This is a genomic window from Guyparkeria sp. (genome assembly GCF_041687595.1).
Classification (GTDB): domain Bacteria; phylum Pseudomonadota; class Gammaproteobacteria; order Halothiobacillales; family Halothiobacillaceae; genus Guyparkeria.
In genome coordinates, this window is record NZ_JAWLBP010000011.1 from 36,304 (window position 1) to 39,409 (window position 3,106).

Below are 3,106 nucleotides of genomic sequence, written 5' to 3' on the forward strand. Positions count from 1 at the left end.
GACCTGTCGCGGGCCGTCGAGGGGGTCGAGCAGGTCTGGCTGGTGCTCCCGACGAAGATCCTGGGCGAGTTCCTGGCCTCCCATGCCGACACCCTGCCGCGTTCGGCCATCTTCGTAAGCGCTTCCAAGGGTTTCGAACCGGGGTCCGGGGCCCGCATCGACGAACTGGTCGAGCGTGCGCTGGGTGATGTCGCCTTCGCGGTGGTTTCCGGTCCGACTTTCGCCATCGAGGTGGCGCACGGCAAGCCGGCGGCCATTGCGGTGGGCAGCCGGGACGCGGCGGTAGCGGAGTCGGTAGCGGCCGCTCTGCGCAACGACCACATCCGGTGCTATCCAAACGACGACGTGATCGGCATCGAGCTGGCCGGTGGCTTGAAGAACGTGCTGGCCATCGCCGCCGGCGTGTCCGACGGTCTCGGTTTCGGCGCCAACACCCGGGCGGCGCTGATCACCCGTGGCCTGGCGGAGATCATGCGGCTGGGCGAGGCGATGGGCGCCCGCCCCGAGACCTTCTTCGGCCTGGCCGGGCTGGGGGATCTGGTGCTCACCTGCACCGACGACCATTCCCGTAACCGCCAGTTCGGCCTGCGGCTGGCCCGCGGCGAAACCATGGACGAGGCGGTTGCCGCCATTGGCCAGGCGGTGGAGGGCATCGGTGCCGCCCGCGAGGGACATCGGCTCGCGCAGGCCAGCGGCCAGGAAATGCCGATCACCGAGGCCGTCTATCGCGTGCTGTTCGAGGGGCTGCCGGCCCGTCAGGCGGTCACCGAGCTGCTCTCTCGCGAGCCGCGCTCCCACGAGGCCTGACCCCTCTTCGACCTCACTTCCGGTCCGGCACGATCTCCTGGATCTCCGCCCGGTGCTCACGCACCACGAAACGCACGTCCATGTCCTCGATACGCATGCCATAGACGCGGTCAGGATCGGCGTGAAAGGCCGGCCGCGGATCCTGCGCCAGGCTCTGCTCGATCAATGCCACGGTGGCCGAATCGAGGCGCTCCAGCCAGGACTCCGCCGCACCCCAGACCACCGCCAGCCGCTCCGGCGGGCTGCTCGCCCAGCCGCCACGACTGTCGGGGGGGCAGTCCGCGTAGGGCACGTGCGGCTTGACGTCCAGTATCGGCGTGCCGTCCAACAGATCCAGGCCCCCGAGATGCAGGCGCACCCGGCCGTCCTTCTCGGTCACGTCGAGCAGGCGTACCACCGAGAGACCGACAGGATTGGGACGCACCGGCGCACGCGAGGCGAACACGCCCACCCGCCGGTTTCCGCCCAGCCTCGGTGGGCGGACGGCAGGACTGTCGCCCGGCTGCATGTGGCGCTTGGCGTGGAAGACCCAGATCAGCCAGAGGTGCGAGAAGGTCTCGATCCCCTGCCAGGCGGCGGGTTGCTGCCATTCGGGCGTGGGGATCAGCAGCCCGGTGGCCGCGGGCACCACCCCCGACTGCCGCGGGATGCCGAAACCTTCGCGGTAGGGGCTTTCGACGTGGCCGATCGGCCGCAGGGTCCATTCCTCGTTCATGGCTTCTCTCCGCTGCCGGGAAAGCCCAGTTGCCGCCAGGCTTCGAAGAACGCCACCGCGGCGGCATTGGCCAGGTTGAGGCTTCGTGAGCCGGGCGCCATCGGCAGATAGAGCCGCTGTTCGGCGGGCAGCGAGTCCAGGAGTTCGTCCGGCAGGCCGCGGGTTTCCGGGCCGAACAGCAGCACGTCGTCCTCCCGGTACCGGATCTGGTCGTATCGCTGGCTGCCGCGGGTCGAGAAGGCGAGCAAACGGCGGCCCGGCAACGCTCGCCGGGCCGCGTCCAGGTCCGGGTGACGGTGCACGCAGGCCAGTTCGTGATAGTCGAGCCCGGCGCGACGCACGGCCCGCTCTTGCAGCGAAAACCCCAGCGGCTCGACCAGATGCAGGCTCGAACCGGTGTTCGCGCACAGGCGGATCAGGTTGCCGGTGTTGGGGGGGATCTCGGGTTCGAACAGCATGATCGACGGCATTTTGGCATTATAGGGCCAACGCCGACGGGGACGACGGCTCCCCGCCAACGAGACACGCATCAAGAGGTGAAGGCATGAAGGTACTGGTTATCGGTGGTGGCGGTCGCGAGCACGCCCTGGCGTGGAAGATCGCCCAGTCGCCGCGGGTCGAGAAGGTCTTCGTCGCCCCCGGAAACCCCGGCACGGCCGCCGAGGCAAAATGTCGGAACGTGCCCATCGCCGCGACCAATGTCGCCGAACTGGTCGCCTTTGCCGCCGACAATGCCATTGACCTGACCGTGGTCGGCCCCGAGGCGCCACTGGTCGAAGGAGTGGTGGACACCTTCCGCGACGCCAAGCTGCCGATCTTCGGTCCCACGCGCAAGGCGGCCCAGCTGGAGGGTTCCAAGGCGTTCGCCAAGGACTTCATGGAGCGTCACGGCATCCCGACCGCTAAGTACCGCGTGTTCGACACCGCCGCGCCAGCGATCGACTTCGTCCACGAGCACGGCGCCCCGGTGGTGGTGAAGGCCGATGGGCTGGCTGCCGGCAAGGGCGTGATCGTCGCGCAGAGCATCGACGAGGCCGAGGCGGCCATCCGCGACATCTTCGCCGGCCAGTTCGGCGCCGCCGGCGCGCGTGTCGTGGTCGAGTCGTTCCTCGAGGGCGAGGAGGCGAGCTTCATCGTCATGGTCGACGGCGAGCACGTCCTGCCGATGGCCTCCAGCCAGGATCACAAGGCCCGCGACGAGGGCGACCGCGGCCCCAATACCGGTGGCATGGGCGCCTACTCGCCCGCCCCGGTCCTCGATGACGCGATGATCGCCCGGGTGATGGAGACGGTTATCGAGCCGACGGTCGAGGGCATGGCCCTCGACGGTCTCCCGTACACGGGGTTTCTCTACGCCGGGCTGATGATCGGCGCGGACGGTGAGCCGCAGGTGCTCGAGTTCAACTGCCGCTTCGGCGACCCAGAGACTCAGCCGGTGCTGATGCGCCTGGACAGCGATCTGGTCGACCTGCTCGAAGCCGGCGTGGAAGGCCGTCTCGACCAGGTGAGCGCCCAGTGGACCCCGAAGGCGTCCGTGGGCGTCGTGCTGGCCTCCGCCGGCTACCCGGAAAGCTCGTCGAAGGG

The 3,106-nt window shown here is 69.1% G+C and carries 4 protein-coding genes; 2 read left to right on the top strand and 2 right to left on the bottom strand.

Features of this window, described 5'->3' with window-relative positions; genetic code table 11:
• A partial coding sequence (locus tag ACESL5_RS03330; RefSeq protein WP_372591364.1) for an NAD(P)H-dependent glycerol-3-phosphate dehydrogenase occupies window positions 1-807 on the top strand: 807 nt, incomplete at its 5' end.
• A 13-nt stretch (window positions 808-820) separates the two neighbouring features.
• On the opposite strand, the gene tsaA is transcribed toward ACESL5_RS03330, so the two are convergent.
• Both tsaA and ACESL5_RS03340 read right to left on the bottom strand, forming a co-directional pair.
• Window positions 821-1,522, bottom strand: coding sequence for a tRNA (N6-threonylcarbamoyladenosine(37)-N6)-methyltransferase TrmO (tsaA, locus tag ACESL5_RS03335; protein ID WP_372591365.1), 702 nt, complete (start codon window positions 1,520-1,522; stop codon window positions 821-823).
• Complete coding sequence (locus ACESL5_RS03340) at window positions 1,519-1,992, bottom strand: tRNA (cytidine(34)-2'-O)-methyltransferase (RefSeq protein ID WP_372591366.1); 474 nt, start codon at window positions 1,990-1,992, stop codon at window positions 1,519-1,521. Before ACESL5_RS03340 ends, tsaA begins: the two co-directional genes overlap by 4 nt.
• A gap of 74 nt (window positions 1,993-2,066) precedes the next feature.
• Between ACESL5_RS03340 and purD the strand changes: the two genes are divergently transcribed.
• Window positions 2,067-3,106 (top strand): phosphoribosylamine--glycine ligase (gene purD, locus ACESL5_RS03345; RefSeq protein ID WP_372591367.1); only part of this gene is annotated, 1,040 nt, incomplete at its 3' end.

Bases quoted from the DNA above. Each gene is read 5' to 3' on its own strand.
- tsaA (WP_372591365.1), bottom strand. From the start codon at position 1,522: ATGAACGAGGAATGGACCCTGCGGCCGATCGGCCACGTCGAAAGCCCC.
- ACESL5_RS03340 (WP_372591366.1), bottom strand. From the start codon at position 1,992: ATGCCGTCGATCATGCTGTTCGAACCCGAGATCCCCCCCAACACCGGC.